12 protein-coding genes and 1 pseudogene are annotated in these 13,705 nt (G+C 68.7%); 4 read left to right on the top strand and 9 right to left on the bottom strand.

Annotated features, from left to right (window positions below; translation table 11 throughout):
• The first annotated feature begins 75 nt into the window (after nucleotides 1–75).
• A complete protein-coding gene (locus BCEP18194_RS23585; protein WP_081436646.1) occupies nucleotides 76–3,171 on the top strand; it encodes a heavy metal translocating P-type ATPase in 3,096 nt (1,031 codons plus the stop codon).
• 161 nt (nucleotides 3,172–3,332) lie between these two features.
• On the opposite strand, the gene BCEP18194_RS23580 is transcribed toward BCEP18194_RS23585, so the two are convergent.
• The 4 genes from BCEP18194_RS23580 to BCEP18194_RS23570 form a co-directional block, all read right to left on the bottom strand.
• Nucleotides 3,333–3,812 (bottom strand): GNAT family N-acetyltransferase, encoded by a 480-nt coding sequence (locus BCEP18194_RS23580; RefSeq protein WP_011353775.1) that lies wholly within the window; start codon nucleotides 3,810–3,812, stop codon nucleotides 3,333–3,335.
• A 157-nt stretch (nucleotides 3,813–3,969) separates the two neighbouring features.
• Nucleotides 3,970–4,125: a hypothetical protein gene (locus BCEP18194_RS41710; protein WP_006481665.1), complete on the bottom strand. Its 156-nt coding sequence runs from the start codon at nucleotides 4,123–4,125 to the stop codon at nucleotides 3,970–3,972.
• Between the two features lie 175 nt (nucleotides 4,126–4,300).
• Complete coding sequence (locus BCEP18194_RS23575) at nucleotides 4,301–5,728, bottom strand: flagellar hook-length control protein FliK (RefSeq protein ID WP_041493440.1); 1,428 nt, start codon at nucleotides 5,726–5,728, stop codon at nucleotides 4,301–4,303.
• A gap of 90 nt (nucleotides 5,729–5,818) precedes the next feature.
• Nucleotides 5,819–6,517, bottom strand: coding sequence for an MgtC/SapB family protein (locus BCEP18194_RS23570; RefSeq protein WP_041493152.1), 699 nt, complete (start codon nucleotides 6,515–6,517; stop codon nucleotides 5,819–5,821).
• 114 nt (nucleotides 6,518–6,631) lie between these two features.
• Here BCEP18194_RS23570 and BCEP18194_RS23565 point away from each other — a divergent pair, with 114 nt between their 5' ends.
• Entirely contained in the window at nucleotides 6,632–7,741 is a 1,110-nt protein-coding gene (locus BCEP18194_RS23565; RefSeq protein ID WP_011353773.1) for an AGE family epimerase/isomerase, read from the top strand.
• Here the strand turns inward: BCEP18194_RS23565 and BCEP18194_RS23560 are convergent.
• Nucleotides 7,714–9,333 carry a methyl-accepting chemotaxis protein gene (locus BCEP18194_RS23560; protein WP_011353772.1) on the bottom strand — a complete coding sequence of 540 codons (1,620 nt, stop codon included), beginning with the start codon at nucleotides 9,331–9,333 and terminating at the stop codon, nucleotides 7,714–7,716. The genes BCEP18194_RS23565 and BCEP18194_RS23560 overlap by 28 nt on opposite strands.
• A 270-nt stretch (nucleotides 9,334–9,603) precedes the next feature.
• Between BCEP18194_RS23560 and BCEP18194_RS23555 the strand changes: the two genes are divergently transcribed.
• The gene (locus tag BCEP18194_RS23555; RefSeq protein WP_011353771.1) at nucleotides 9,604–10,047 is read left to right on the top strand and encodes a PaaI family thioesterase; all 444 of its coding nucleotides are present in this window, start codon (nucleotides 9,604–9,606) and stop codon (nucleotides 10,045–10,047) included.
• Between the two features lie 117 nt (nucleotides 10,048–10,164).
• Here BCEP18194_RS23555 and BCEP18194_RS23550 read toward each other — a convergent pair.
• The 4 genes and pseudogenes from BCEP18194_RS23550 to BCEP18194_RS23535 form a co-directional block, all read right to left on the bottom strand.
• Nucleotides 10,165–10,443 (bottom strand): annotated as a pseudogene (locus BCEP18194_RS23550) (type II toxin-antitoxin system RelE family toxin); the annotation flags it as partial.
• Nucleotides 10,436–10,684, bottom strand: a complete 249-nt coding sequence (locus tag BCEP18194_RS23545) for a type II toxin-antitoxin system Phd/YefM family antitoxin (RefSeq protein ID WP_011353769.1) — start codon at nucleotides 10,682–10,684, stop codon at nucleotides 10,436–10,438. The pseudogene BCEP18194_RS23550 and the gene BCEP18194_RS23545, both read right to left, overlap by 8 nt.
• 141 nt (nucleotides 10,685–10,825) lie before the next feature.
• Nucleotides 10,826–11,878, bottom strand: coding sequence for a CaiB/BaiF CoA transferase family protein (locus tag BCEP18194_RS23540; protein WP_011353768.1), 1,053 nt, complete (start codon nucleotides 11,876–11,878; stop codon nucleotides 10,826–10,828).
• A gap of 86 nt (nucleotides 11,879–11,964) precedes the next feature.
• A complete protein-coding gene (locus BCEP18194_RS23535) occupies nucleotides 11,965–12,732 on the bottom strand; it encodes an IclR family transcriptional regulator (protein WP_011353767.1) in 768 nt (255 codons plus the stop codon).
• A gap of 134 nt (nucleotides 12,733–12,866) precedes the next feature.
• Between BCEP18194_RS23535 and BCEP18194_RS23530 the strand changes: the two genes are divergently transcribed.
• Complete coding sequence (locus BCEP18194_RS23530) at nucleotides 12,867–13,649, top strand: crotonase/enoyl-CoA hydratase family protein (RefSeq protein ID WP_011353766.1); 783 nt, start codon at nucleotides 12,867–12,869, stop codon at nucleotides 13,647–13,649.
• The last annotated feature ends 56 nt before the right edge of the window (nucleotides 13,650–13,705 follow it).

The raw sequence follows: 13,705 nt of genomic DNA, 5'->3' as shown, positions 1-13,705 counted from the left end.
GCTTGACCTTACCATCATGGGAATGTTGATACTGGGATCATTGGCGGCATGAGCCGCGCATTCAGGGAATCCGACATGACTGAACCACTTGCCTCCGCAGCGCTGCATACGATCGAGCTGAGCGTCGACGGCATGCATTGCGGCGGCTGTACGGGCCGCGTGCAACGGGCGCTGGCCGCGGTGCCGGGCGTCGTCGACGCGACGGTCGACCTCGACGCGCACACGGCGACGGTGACTGCGCAGGAAACGGTCGACGCCGCACAACTCGTCGAGGCCGTCGGCGCAGCCGGCTACCGCGCCGCCGTGCGCGAACCGGTACTCGAAGCCGCCGCAGCGCCGCATGCACATCCTGTCGACGTGCCGCCAGCGGTGATGGCCGCAGCCGCTTCCACTACCAGCCGCCCGCTTCCGGCCAACACCACCATCGAACTCGACATCGACGGGATGACTTGCGCGTCCTGCGTATCGCGCGTCGAAAAGGCGCTGGCGAAGGTGCCGGGCGTCACGCGCGCGTCGGTCAATCTCGCGACTGAACGGGCTACCGTCGATGCCGCGGCGAACGTTTCCGCCGCACGGCTCGCTGAAGCAGTGACACAGGCCGGCTACGGCGCGACGCCGACCGTAACAGATGGCGGCGTCGCCGCGTTCGCACCTTTAGCGCCTGTCGCACCCGCCGCGCCCGCCAGCATCGAACTCGACATCGACGGGATGACCTGCGCGTCGTGCGTGTCGCGCGTCGAAAAGGCGCTGGCGAAGGTGCCGGGCGTCACGCGTGCGTCGGTCAATCTCGCGACCGAACGGGCCACCGTCGACGCCACCCCGGACGTGACCGCCGCCCGGCTCGCCGACGCCGTGAAACAAGCCGGCTATGGCGCGACGCCGGTTGCCGGCGCCGCGATCCCGCCGGCAGCCTCCACCACCCCCGCCGATCTCGAACTCGACATCGGCGGGATGACCTGCGCGTCCTGCGCCGGCCGCGTCGAAAAGGCGCTGGCCGCCGTGCCGGGCGTCGCGCGCGCGACCGTCAACCTCGCGACCGAACGGGCATCGGTGCACGGCGCCGGCGCCCTCGACGCTGCCACGCTGATCGCAGCCGTCACCACAGCCGGCTACCGCGCGTCGCTCACCGCCGCATCATCAGCCGGTGCCGCAGTCGGCACTGATGGGCAACCTGCCAGCCCCGCGCAGGACCACGACGCCCGCAAGCACCTCGAAGCGATTCGCGAACGCGATCTCGTGATCTGGTCTGCCGTGCTGAGCGCGCCGCTCGTCGCGCCGATGCTCGTCGCGCCGTTCGGCATCGACCTGATGCTGCCCGGCTGGCTCCAGCTCCTGCTCGCATCGATCGTCCAGTTCGGCTACGGCGCGCGCTTCTATCGCGCGGCCTGGCATGCGGTGAAGGCGCGCACCGGCAACATGGACCTGCTCGTCGCGCTCGGCACGTCGGCCGCGTACGGGCTGAGCCTGTGGATGCTGCTGCGCGCCCCCCTGCATCCCGGCCACCTGTATTTCGAGGCGTCGGCCGTCATCGTCACGCTGGTGCGCTTCGGCAAATGGCTCGAATCGCGCGCGAAGCGCCAGACCACCGACGCGATCCGCGCGCTGAACGCGCTGCGTCCCGACCGCGCGCGCGTCATCGAGCATGGCATCGAGCGCGACGTGCCGCTGGCGCAGGTGCGCGTCGGCACCCGCGTCAGCATCCGTCCCGGCGAGCGCGTGCCCGTCGACGGCCGGATCGTGTCGGGTCGCTCGCACATCGACGAATCGCTGATCACCGGCGAAAGCCTGCCCGTGCCGAAGGACGACGTCGACCCCGTCACGGCCGGCTCGATCAACGGCGAAGGCGCGCTCGTCGTCGAAACCACCGCGATCGGCGCGGAGACGACGCTCGCGCGCATCATCCGCCTCGTCGAATCCGCGCAGGCCGAGAAGGCGCCGATCCAGCGGCTCGTCGATCGCGTGAGCGAGGTGTTCGTGCCGGCGATCCTCGGCATCGCCTTACTGACGCTGGTCGGCTGGCTGATCGCCGGTGCCGGCACGGAAACCGCGATCCTCAACGCGGTCGCGGTGCTTGTCATCGCGTGCCCGTGCGCGCTCGGCCTCGCGACGCCCGCCGCGATCATGGCCGGCACCGGCGTCGCGGCACGGCACGGCGTGCTGATCAAGGATGCGCAGGCGCTCGAACTCGCGCAGCGCGCGACCGTGGTCGCGTTCGACAAGACCGGCACGCTGACCGAAGGCAAGCCGTCCGTGACGGCGTTCGAAGCGGTCGGCGTGCCGCATGACGAAGCGCTCGCGCTCGCGGCGGCGGTGCAGCGTCAGAGCGACCATCCGCTCGCGCGCGCGGTGGTCGCCGCGCACGATGCCGACATGGCCGCACGCGGCGGTGCGGTGCCGTCGGCCATCGCCGCCGATGCGCGCGCGGTGGCCGGACGCGGCGTGGAAGCGCGCGTCGGCGGGCAGTTGCTCGCGCTCGGCAGCACGCGCTGGCGCGACGAGCTCGGCATCGCGGTGCCGCCCGCGCTCGACGCCCGCGCAGCGGAACTCGAAAGCGCCGGCAACACGATCTCGTGGCTGATGCGCGCCGACGCGCCGCGCGCGTTGCTCGCGCTGATCGCCTTCGGCGACACCGTGAAGCCGGGCGCCCGCGACGCGATTGCGGCGCTGTCTGCGCGCGGCGTCGCAAGCGTGCTCGTGACGGGTGACAACCGCGGCAGCGCGGCCGCCGTCGCGGCGTCGCTCGGCATCGGCGAGGTGCATGCGCAGGTGCTGCCCGACGACAAGGCGCGCGTCGTCGCCGAGCTGAAGCGCACGCACGGCGGGATCGTCGCGATGGTCGGCGACGGGATCAACGACGCGCCGGCGCTCGCCGCGGCCGATGTCGGCATCGCGATGGCGACCGGCACGGACGTCGCGATGCACACGGCCGGCATCACGCTGATGCGCGGCGATCCGGCGCTCGTCGCCGACGCGATCGACATCTCGCGACGCACGTACCGGAAGATCCAGCAGAACCTGTTCTGGGCGTTCGTCTATAACCTGGTCGGCGTGCCGCTCGCGGCGCTCGGCTGGCTGAACCCGGTGATCGCGGGTGCGGCGATGGCGTTTTCCAGCGTCAGCGTCGTGACCAATGCGTTGCTGTTGCGGAGATGGAAGGGGCGCGCGCGGTGATGTGTGCCGGTGACGGCTGCCGGTGACGGCTGCCGAACGGCCGGATGGCCGTTCGGCGTTCGGCGTTCGGCGACCAGGACGGATCGTGAGGTCGGCCAGCGTTGGCCCGTCGCGGCGAGTCGATTCGCCAGCGCATGACGACGCGGCGCCCGCCAGTGGATTCAGTCCGAAATGACTGGCTTGATCAAGGTCGTCGTGATCGGCGCGAAGCCGCACGCCCGATACAGCGCGCGGGCCGCCGCGTTGTGATTGAACACCGACAGACCGATCTCGGTGACGCCGTACCGGCGTGCCTCGGCATCGAGTGCCTCGAGCGTACGCGTGGCCCAGCCCTGGCGGCGCCGGGATGGGGCGATGTCGAGGTCGTAGATGAACAGCGTGCGGTTCGGCCCTTCGGGCACGATCGCGTACCAGAGGTCGCCCACCACGTCGCCGCTGGCGCCGTCGATGAGCATGACGAGGGTCTGGCCGGAGGTCCGCAGGCCATCCGGCAGCAGCGTGTCGAAACAGGCACGCGCCCGGCTGGCCGCGTCTTCGACAGCATTCTGCCCGGATGAAACGAGATCGCTCGCGTAGCCGTCGATGGCTCGCGTGCGGTACGCGTGGAATTCGCTGGCCGTCATCGGCCGCATCTGCAACATGGCCCGGTCACCGTGAACGGAATCGGACTTCCAGTGTAGCGGGACGGTCGCGCGGGCGCGCGATGGCAGCGGCGGAAAGCGGACAGGAAGGTGCGGCAGGCGCCGCGAATCAGCGAATCAGCGAATCAGCGAATCAGCGAATCAGCGAATCAGCGAATCAGCGACGGTACAGGACGATCGGCACGAGGTGTGCACGGCGCACACGCTCGGCTTCGGCACGACGTGCAGCGTACGAGTATTCGGCGTCGAGCGGCAGGTGCGGAGACACGAAAAGGTCGTCGATCTTTTGCAGCAGGGCGAGGATGAAGCTCATGTGAGACTCCTGACAGATGTGGCTAGGGTTTTCCCTTAGATGGACTCCATTCTAAGGGTTTTCCCTGAACTCTGCCAGCGCACCGCATCCGTTTGACACATGCGCGCGACGGCCGATCGCCGGTACAGAACGGCGATCCTTGCTCCGTCGGGCTCCCAGGATAGGGTCGAAACGATTAACGCGTGCGGCGAGCACGCTTCGCGACCGCCGCCTCGCGATTCGCGTTGCGCTGAAGCCGGTCGACTTGCGACAGAAGCGCTTCGTGATGCTCCTCGAGCGTCATCAGCGTTGCCTGCTGCGTCGACAGATCGGCCGCGAGGCGATCGATCCGCTGCTGCTTCGTGGCGACGTCCTGCTTCAGGTGCGCGATCTGCCGCGTCTGCATCACCAGCGCGACGAGCCCGGCCAGCACGACGATGGCCAACGCCAGCAGCAAGCGGTTGACGCGACGCATCTCCCGATCGGCCGTGCCCGTCAGGCCATCCACGTCGGCCTGCAGTGCGGCGAGTCGGTCGGTCAGCGGGCGCAGGTGCGTATCCGGATCGAAGGCCGGCGCGGCCGGTTGCGCGCGCTCCGCCGACGGCTTCGTGACAAACGAGGCAGCGGAAGCCATCGCCTGCGTGACGGGGGATACGGCGGCAGCCTGCGGCGCGGCGTCTTGGGCCTTCGCGGTGTTCGCCGTGTTCGCCGTGTTCGCCGTGTTCGCCGTGTTCGCCGTGTTCGCGGCAATCACCGGCTTGGCCGGCTGCGCCGACATCTGCGGCTCTACCGTCGACACCGCGTCCGGCGTCGTGCTCGCCCCGGCCGCCTCCAGCGCCGCGTCGACATTCGTCACGACCGGCGCGGATTGCCCCGTTGTCGCGTCGCCTGCACTGGCAGCCACCCGGCGCTTGCCGCCCGACGACGCACGGCGTTCCTTCACGGCACCATCGGAAGGTCGTCCTTCACGGGATTTGACGGCGGCAGCAGCAGCAACACCTGCCGTCTCGACTTCACCGCCAACCGCTTGAGACTCGGTCGCCTTCGCCGCAGCACCATCGGTTGCTTGCAGCTTGGACGCCACCGCTGCGGCGCCCTCTTCCGCAGACACAACGGCGGCCTTCGTTGCAACGTCACCGGCCAGGGGAATATCGACCGCCTTCATCGCGACACCGCCCGAAGCGGGTGCGACGTCGACGTGCGCAACATCCCCACCTTCAGGCGCCGAAACACCGCGCACCACCGTCGCGACTTCCGGCGTCGCAGCACCTTCTGCCGCTTCGACATGTGCTGCCGTGTCCACACCTTCCGGCGCACTGAACCCGTCCAGCGCAGCCTGCCGCCCGGAAGCCACATCGTCCGCGACATCGACCGCCGCATCGCCTGGCGCGCCCGCTTCGTCACGCGCCGCAGCCGGCACGCGCTCACCCGGCTCGAGCACCGGATCGCCGAACAGGTCGAGCGTCCGTTCGTCCCGCGACGCCTCGCCGGCCGGCGCACTGCCGGACCGCACCGCCGCCCTTGCGGACGTATTGCCCGCGGCAGCAGCCGAGCGCTGGCGCGAACGGGTCGACGAACGATTGGAACGGGAACGGGAGCGAGGCGAGGAAACGGATTCGGTCATGGAAATCGGATGGCGGGGCCCGCTGGCGCGGAACCGGATGTCGAACGGAATCTGGTCGGCCATTGTCGCATGCCCCGTCGCCGATTCAGCCTATTCGTCGCCCGACAACCCGTTCCCCTCTTCGAAACGCGTGACGCCCTTCAGCACACGCAGCTTGTCGCAGATCGCCTGGTATTCGAGTTCCGACACCCGCGCGAGCGCGATGCGCACCTCGTCGTGCTCGCCTGTATCGTCGGCGCGCTGCACGATGAACTGCTTCACGCGCGCGCTGTCCGGGCCGAGCGCCGCGTGCAGCGAATCGAAGTTCAGCGTGCCGCTCACGACCGTCAGCGCAAGCTGGCGCCGCTGGCGCACCGTGAAGTAGCGCCGCTCCAGCGGCTTGATACCGGCCAGGATGATCAGGATGATGATCGTCGCCGAAATCGACGCGACGTAGAGCCCGCCGCCCACCGCGAGGCCGATCGCGGCGACCGACCACAGGCTCGCGGCGGTCGTCAGCCCGCGCACGATCTCGCCGCGCAGCAGGATCGAGCCCGCGCCGAGGAAGCCGATGCCCGACACGACCTGCGCGGCGATCCGCGACGGATCGAGCACGATGTGGTCGTTGCTGCCGAGCACGTCGGCAAACCCGAACGCCGACACGATCATGATCAGCGTCGAACCGACACAGACGAGCATGTGCGTACGCAGGCCAGCCGCCCACGACAGGCGCTCGCGCTCGAAGCCGATGACACTGCCCAGCGCCGCCGCGAGGACGAGCCGCATCACGAGTTCCAGGTTGCTCAGCATGCGATTTATCTCCTTTTTTGGTGCCGGCCGTGCGGAATGTTTTATCCTTGGCCCCGGCCGCGCCGATCCTCCGGGCCGTGCCGACACGTTTCGAACCCAGCGCTCAACCCCGTCATGTCCGTTTCCGACTCCGCTTCCGCCCAGGCCGCCCAGCTGCGCCACCATTTCGCGCACGTCGTCTTGCCGATCTGGCGAGGTTCAGGGTTCGACCAGACATTACAGCTGCCGTTCGAAGCCGTCGATCCGGCCACCCACGCGCCGCTGCCCGTGACCCGTTATCGCGCAATGGCCTGCGCACGGCAACTGTTCGTGTTCGCGCAGGCCGGCGACACCGCGCACGCCGCCACGCTGTTCGACGCGCTGGGCCGGCGCTTTCGCGACCCGCACCACGGCGGCTGGAACTACAGCGTGGACGCGCAGGGCGCACCGCTCGACACGACCAAGGATCTCTATACGCACGCGTTCATCGTGTTCGCGTGCGCCGCGTGGTATGCGGCGTCGGGCGACGCCGCCGCGCGCCAGGCGGCCGAGGAAACCGCCGCGCTGATTCAGGACCGTTTCGCGCCGCGCCCCGGCGACGCGCTGCTCGATGCGGCGCGCCACGCCGATTTCTCGTCATCCGGCAGCGGGGCGCTGCAGAATCCGCTGATGCACCTGACCGAAGCGTGGCTCGCGGCGGCCGACGCATTCGGCGACGCGGCGTTCGACGACGCGCTCGCGCACACCACGCAGGCCGTCGAGCGCACGTTCGTCGACGCGGCAACCGGCTGCGTGGCCGAGCTGCCGCTCGGCGCAGCCGACAACCGCTTCGAGCCCGGCCATCAGTTCGAGTGGTTCTATCTGGTCGATGCGGCCGGCGCGCGGCTCGCGCAGACCGGGCTCCCCGGCGCGCTGGCGCGCGCGTTCACGTTCGCGGAGCAATACGGCGTCGATCCGCAGACGGGCGGCGTCTGCGCGGCGCTCGACGCGCAAGGCGCGTGGATCGACGGCACGCAGCGGATCTGGGCGCAGACCGAATACCTGCGCGCGCTTGCGACGCACGGCGGCACGCCGGCCTCCGCGCCGCTCGCGCAGCAGATCGAACGCTTCGCCGCGCACTTCCTGCATCCGCGCGGCTGGTTCGAGTGCAAGACGGCCGACGGGCAGGTGGCGCGCGCCGACATGCCGTCGACGACGCCCTACCACCTCGAGACCGCTTACGCGGCGCTGCCCGCCGGCGCGTAACCCGCGTCGGCGAACGACGGCGCTGCGCGCTCGCCGCGTGCGGCGCGGCCATCGCCCAGCTCGAACACCGACACCGCCTGCATCAGGTGCGCGGTCTGGTCGTTCAGCGACGCGGCCGCCGCCGCGACCTCCTCCACCAGTGCCGCGTTCTGCTGCGTGAGCTGATCCATCTGCGTGACAGCCTGGTTCACCTGCTCGATCCCGACGCTCTGCTCGACCGACGCCGCGGTGATCTCGGACATCGTCTGCACGACGCGCGTGATCGACGACGACACCGTCCGCATCGCCTCGCCGGCGCGCTCGACAAGCTCCGCGCCGCCGTTGATCTGTGCGACCGAATCCTCGATCAGCGCCTTGATCTCCTTCGCCGATTGCGCGCTGCGCTGCGCGAGCGAGCGCACTTCGCCGGCGACGACCGCGAAGCCGCGCCCCTGTTCGCCCGCGCGTGCGGCTTCCACCGCCGCGTTCAGCGCAAGGATGTTGGTCTGGAACGCGATGCCGTCGATCACCGAGATGATCTCCGCGATCCGCCCCGAGCTCTGCGCGATGCCGCGCATCCGGTCGATCACGCTGTCGACCACGCCGCCGCCGTGGCTCGTCGCCTCGAGCGCCGCGTCGGCCAGCGCGCTCGCCGCGCGCGCGCTGTCGGTGTTCTGCCGGACGGTCGCCGTCAGTTCCTCCATGCTCGCGGCCGTTTCCTCCAGCGACGCGGCCTGCGTGCCGGTGCGCGCCGACAGGTCGGCGTTGCCGCCCGCGATCTCGCCCGCGCCGAGGTGGATCGCATCGGACGCGTGGCGCACCGTGCGCACGGTGCCCGCGATGCTCGTCTGCATCGTGGCGAGGCCGCGCAGCATCCGGTCGATCTCGAACACGCCGCCTGCCCGCACGACTTCATCGAGCCGGCCCTGCGCGATCCGCTCGAAATGGCGGCCGGCTTCTTCCAGCGGCGCGACGACCGCGCGCCGCGCGGCCGCGTAGATCGCCGCGCTCGCCGCAAGCATCGCCACCAGCAGCACGATGCCGACCGACTTGAACCAGAGCATGCCGCCGTCGATCGTGTCGAGCGCCGTGCGGCTCGATGCGCCGCCATAGTCGGTGAAGCGGCGCAGTTCGGCGATATACGCGTCCTGGATGCTCTGCGTCGGCTGGTCGAGGAAGGCCTGGATGTTGTCGGCGTCGAGGAACTGCACGAGTTCGCCCAGCGCGCCGCGCAGCGCGCGATAGCGCTCGGCGAGCGCCGTGACGCGTGCGCGGTTGGTATCGTCGACCGGCTGCGCGGCCGTCAGGGCGGCGAACGCCTTGTCCGCCTCCGCGAGCGACGCGCCGGCATGGCGGATGATGTCTTCCGGCTTCGGGCCGCCGCGCACCATCCGCGTGCCGGCGCGCGACAGGTTGATGCGCGCGTCGAGCAGTTGCTGGGTCGCCTGGCTGGCCGCGTCGACCTGTGCGATCGCGATGTTCGACAGATCGTCGACGCCGCTGCGCGTCGACTTGAGCGCCCAGAAGCCGAGCGCCTCGATCGCGAACAGGAAGAGGCAAAACACGGTCAACACGCCGAGCAGACCCGACGCGAGCTTGATTTTTCCGAACATGGGGGAGATTCCTGGAAAGCGGACGATGAGGCAATGCCCCGGCATTAGCGGCATTTCTTCGTCGGACTTTAGGAACGGACGGCGGCAAAGTTCGCGTTGCCCGCGCATTCTCGCGGAATCGCCCGCAAACAGGGAAATCTACGGCATTCGACGCAACAATCGCGTCGCATCGCGCCGAAAATTGCGCAAAATGCGGACGAATTTCCTTGCTTATCCGCATCCCCCTTCCTAGAGTTCAGCGCAAGCGGGTACTCATTTCGAGGAAAGTCGATGACCGACATCACGGACCACGCGCGCGGCGCATTGCGTGCGCAACCGTTCAGCATGCTGCTGGGCACGGAGCTGATGCATATCGGCGACAACGAAGTGTCGCTGTGCCTGCCCGTGCGTGAAGAACTGCGGCAGCAGCACGGTTTCGTGCACGGCGGCGTCATCAGCTACCTCGCGGACAACGCGCTGACGTTCGCCGGCGCGCTCGTGCTCGGCCCGCGCGTGATCACCGCCGAATACAAGATCAACTACCTGCGGCCGGCCGTGAACGGTACGCTCGTCGCCCGCGCGAAGCTCGTCTATGCGGGCCGGCACCAGGCGACCTGCCAGTGTCATGTGTTCGTCATCGACGGCGATCACGAGCGGCTCGTCGCGATCGCGCAGGGCACGATCAACCGCGTCGGCGACGGCAAGATGCCGGATGCGCCGGAGGAAACGGCGTGAGCGGTTCTCCGCGCTTGAAGGATCGCCCCTCCGCCCAGAAGACGATGAGCGTGTAGTCGACCCGAGCAGCCAGACATGTAGACAAGCTTGCCGCTCCGATGTGCGGCACATGTGGTTCTAACGCTTCATCGCGGCAAGATAGACCGCATCGCGCTCGCGTCGACCGACCGCCACGACCAGTACGAGCACTTCCGAATCGCGCACTTCGTAGACGAGCCGGTAACCGACGCTGCGTAGCTTGATCTTGTAGCGATCCGGATGGCCATGCAGCTTTGCAGACGGAATCCGAGGATTCTCGAGCCGCTCGGCGAGCCGGGATTTGAACTGGTCGCGAACGGTGCGATCGAGCATCGTCCACGCCTTCAACACAGGTTCGTGAAATTGAAGTTCAAAGGTCCTTCAGCTTGACTTTGACGACTCTCTCATTGGCGCGCTTGTCGACCAGCCCGTTGTCTTCGATATCCTCCAGACGTTCGACCATCACCTCCCACGTCTTCGCCGGGACGCAATAGAACGCGGGCTCGTTGCGATTCAGAATCGCGACCGGGAAGCCTTCTCCCGCCGCGACCGTGCCTATCGGGTTCCGCTTCAAATCTGAAACGCTCGCGGTAAAGTCGGCCAGAATTGTGCGAGGCATGTCGGCTCCCTCTCTTACAGAATGGCGGTTACATCTAATTTGGCACCAAATTTAGCACCAAAATTGGCGCCCTCCGCTTGCGAAGCCTTTCAGTGAAGTACATTTCGCCACCGGTTTGGCGACCTCGGCATGCCGCCTCGTCTACTCCGCCCCCTCCCCCGCCAGCGGCAAAAACCGCGGCGCCACACGCGCCCGCACGTTACCGTTCTCATCCGTCCGATAGATCCCGCGCGCCGCGTTGTGCGGATGCGTAGCCGCATCGGCCACGCTCAGCAGCGGCGCGAAACACGCGTCGGTGCCTTCGAGCAATTCACGCCAATGCGCGGACGGCTGCTGCGCGAACACGTCGGCGAAACGCGCCTTCAGCGCAGGCCAGCGCGCACGGTCGTACTGCGACGCCGGATCGATATCCGTCAGCCCGAGCCGTTCGACCAGCAGCGCATAGAACGGCGGCTCGAGCGCGCCGATCGTCACGCATTCGCCATCCGCGCAGCGATACACGTCGTAGAACGGCGCATCGTGAAAAAGGCTCGGCTGCGCGCCGTCGAGCTGCCCGTTCGCGCGCGCCCACAGTGCGAGCGAGCCGAGCATCGACACGATGTCGACGATCGCACCGTCGACCACGCGCCCCGGCCCGCCACCGCGCACGTCGAACAGCGCGCAGACGATCCCGAACGCGAGCCCGAGCGCGCCGCCCGCATCGCCGACAACAGTCGGCGGCACCCCCGGCCGGCCGTCGCATGGCGCGGACAACGACAGCAGCCCCGTCAGCGCGACGTAATTCAGGTCGTGCCCGGCCGCGGCCGCGAGCGGGCCGTGCTGGCCCCAGCCGGTCATCCGCCCGTACACGAGCGTCGGATTGCGGCGTGCGCAATCGTCGGGCCCGAGGCCGAGCCGCTCCATCACGCCGGGCCGCAGCCCCTCGATCAGCGCATCGGCCTGCGCGATCAGGTCGAGCGCGGCGTCGCGGCCGGCCGGCGACTTCAGGTCGAGTTCGACGATCGTCTTGCCTTCGCGCAGCAGGTCGCCGTCGCGGGCCTTCAACGCATCCGGCGCGCTCGTGCGGCCGGACGGACGTGCGATCAGCGTGATCCGCGCGCCCATCCCGGCGAGCATCCAGCCCGCGAGCGGGCCGGGGCCGAGCCCTTCGAATTCGACGATGTGGATGCCGGAAAGCGGCGTGTTCAATGGCATGGCAACCTCGCTGAAATGCAGCCGGAACAGGAGCAACGAAACCTCCCGATTCTATGCGAATGCCTGCGTGCGCCAGCCTCGGCCGGCTAGCCGGCCGCAGCATCCGGCCGCTGCCCGGCCAGCGCTTCCCGCATCGCGTGCACGATCGCGTCGCGCTGCGCTTCGATCCGCTCGACCGGCCCGGCCACGCCCATGGCCAGCGGCAGGCCGTTCCAGCCGTCCGCGATCACCATCGAGATCATCGCGGCGCCCTGCGTGACCGTGTTCGCCGAATAGGAATAGCCGAACCGGCGCGTCTGTTCGACCTTGTCGAGCACGACATCCTCGTCGATCGTCCGGCCCGTCTTGCCGAGCCGGCGAATGCTCCGTGACACGAGCCGGCGGATCGCGCTGTCCGGCTGGAGGCTCAGCAACGCCCAGCCGAGGCTCGACATGCAGATCTCGCGACGCGTGCCGATCGGCGCGTAGAACTGGATCGGAAGCGTATGCGCACCCTCGACCGCATCGATGTACTGCACGTACAGGTCGCTCTGCACCGCGATCACGACGGCCTCGCGCGTGCGGACCGCCAGCCGCTTTGCGACGGCATGCCAGTACCGCCGGCTGCCTGCCGTCGAATCGACGAGCGCTTCGCCGAGATTGACGAGCCGCGCGGTGGGCGCATACGTATGGCTGGCATCGTCGTACGCGAGATAGCCGAGCGCCTTCATGCTGGTCAGCAACGCCGCCGCGCTCGACCCCGGATAGCCGCAGCGCGTGGAAATCTCCCGCACGCTCAGCGGCCGCTGCAATGCGCTGAACAGCTCCAGCACTTCAAACACGCGCGCCGCGCTCTTGACCACGTTTCCGCTCATCCCGCCGTCTCCTCACGCCACCGGGTGAGCCTTCCACATATGTGGAACGGAATTTCCCGGCGCCAACCGTCGTGACGATACTAGGCTTCGGCCCGCGACGTGAAGTCCCGCGGTACGGAACACTCGGAGACACGATGACAGCCTTTCTCACCCGTGAACGGCAGGGACCGATCCTGACCGTCACGATGAACCGTCCGGAAACACGCAACGCCATTTCGGACAACGATGCGATCGACGCACTGACCGAATGCTGCGACGACGCGAACCGCGACGAATCGATCCGCGTGCTGGTCCTGACCGGTGCCGGCACGACGTTCTCGTCGGGCGGCAATGTGAAGGCGATGCGCGCATTCATGGAATCGGACCCGCACGACCTCGCCGCGATCCGGACGCGCTATCGCCGCGGCATCCAGCGCATCGCGCACGCGTTCCACCAGCTCGAAGTGCCGGCCATCGCGGCAATCAACGGTCCGGCCATCGGCGCCGGTACCGATCTCGCGTGCATGTGCGACATCCGCATCGCCGCCGATCGCGCCCGCTTCGCCGAAAGCTTCATCGCGCTCGGCCTCGTGCCGGGCGACGGCGGTGCGTGGTTCCTGCCGCGGATTGTCGGCGCCGCCGTCGCCGCGGAAATGTCGTTCACCGGCGATGCGCTGGACGCACAGGCGGCGCTGCGTTGCGGGCTCGTGTCGCGCGTCGTTCCCGATGGCGACCTCCTTGCGCACGCGCATGAACTGGCGGGCCGCATCGCCCGGCATTCGGGCACCGCGTTGCGCCTGACCAAGCGGCTGCTGCGCGAAGGCCGCCACGCGAGCCTCGACACGCTGCTCGACCTGTCGGCGTCGTACCAGGCGTTCGCGCACGCCACCCCCGAGCACCGCGCGGCAGTGAACGCACTGTTCGCCGCGCGCGGTTGAATCCGCGACGCATCGCCTGCCGGCATGCCGGCAGGCCGAATCCCACATCGAAGGAA

Origin of the sequence: Burkholderia lata (genome assembly GCF_000012945.1) — a bacterium.
Taxonomy (GTDB): domain Bacteria; phylum Pseudomonadota; class Gammaproteobacteria; order Burkholderiales; family Burkholderiaceae; genus Burkholderia; species Burkholderia lata.
This window is presented reverse-complemented; position numbering and strand designations above follow the sequence as displayed.

Coding starts and splice junctions, on each gene's coding strand:
- BCEP18194_RS23575 (WP_041493440.1), bottom strand. CDS start 5,728: ATGACCGAATCCGTTTCCTCGCCTCGCTCCCGTTCCCGTTCCAATCGT.
- BCEP18194_RS23540 (WP_011353768.1), bottom strand. CDS start 11,878: ATGCCATTGAACACGCCGCTTTCCGGCATCCACATCGTCGAATTCGAA.
- BCEP18194_RS23565 (WP_011353773.1), top strand. CDS start 6,632: ATGTCCGTTTCCGACTCCGCTTCCGCCCAGGCCGCCCAGCTGCGCCAC.
- BCEP18194_RS23585 (WP_081436646.1), top strand. CDS start 76: ATGACTGAACCACTTGCCTCCGCAGCGCTGCATACGATCGAGCTGAGC.
- BCEP18194_RS23530 (WP_011353766.1), top strand. CDS start 12,867: ATGACAGCCTTTCTCACCCGTGAACGGCAGGGACCGATCCTGACCGTC.
- BCEP18194_RS23570 (WP_041493152.1), bottom strand. CDS start 6,517: ATGCTGAGCAACCTGGAACTCGTGATGCGGCTCGTCCTCGCGGCGGCG.
- BCEP18194_RS23560 (WP_011353772.1), bottom strand. CDS start 9,333: ATGTTCGGAAAAATCAAGCTCGCGTCGGGTCTGCTCGGCGTGTTGACC.
- BCEP18194_RS23555 (WP_011353771.1), top strand. CDS start 9,604: ATGACCGACATCACGGACCACGCGCGCGGCGCATTGCGTGCGCAACCG.
- BCEP18194_RS41710 (WP_006481665.1), bottom strand. CDS start 4,125: ATGAGCTTCATCCTCGCCCTGCTGCAAAAGATCGACGACCTTTTCGTG.
- BCEP18194_RS23545 (WP_011353769.1), bottom strand. CDS start 10,684: ATGCCTCGCACAATTCTGGCCGACTTTACCGCGAGCGTTTCAGATTTG.
- BCEP18194_RS23535 (WP_011353767.1), bottom strand. CDS start 12,732: ATGAGCGGAAACGTGGTCAAGAGCGCGGCGCGCGTGTTTGAAGTGCTG.
- BCEP18194_RS23580 (WP_011353775.1), bottom strand. CDS start 3,812: ATGTTGCAGATGCGGCCGATGACGGCCAGCGAATTCCACGCGTACCGC.